Raw genomic sequence first — 346 nt, forward strand, 5'->3', positions numbered from 1 at the left:
AGCGCAGCGGTAGTTCAGTCGGTTAGAATACCGGCCTGTCACGCCGGGGGTCGCGGGTTCGAGTCCCGTCCGCTGCGCCATATTCGGTAACCTGGACCACTGAACGCCAGGTCACCACGGAAAAACCCGCCAAGGCGGGTTTTTTTCTGCTCCAAGGTTGTACATGCGAGATGTGTCGTTTTACCGGTTTTCGGATTTATTTGAAAAAAATTCAATTAAATCAACACTTTACGAAAACTTGTGGCATAATGCGTCCCGTAACGAAGCGAAGGGTGATTAGCTCAGCTGGGAGAGCGTCTGCCTTACAAGCAGAATGTCGGCGGTTCGATCCCGTCATCACCCACCA

The 346-nt window shown here is 52.3% G+C and carries 2 tRNA genes; both read left to right on the forward strand.

Annotated features, from left to right (window positions below):
• Window positions 1-3: 3 nt before the first annotated feature.
• Window positions 4-80: transfer RNA gene (locus tag M9827_RS06060), tRNA-Asp, on the forward strand.
• Window positions 81-270: 190 nt separating this feature from the next.
• Window positions 271-346 (forward strand) — tRNA-Val (locus M9827_RS06065).

Origin of the sequence: Pseudomonas sp. AKS31 (genome assembly GCF_023634765.1) — a bacterium.
Classification (GTDB): domain Bacteria; phylum Pseudomonadota; class Gammaproteobacteria; order Pseudomonadales; family Pseudomonadaceae; genus Aquipseudomonas.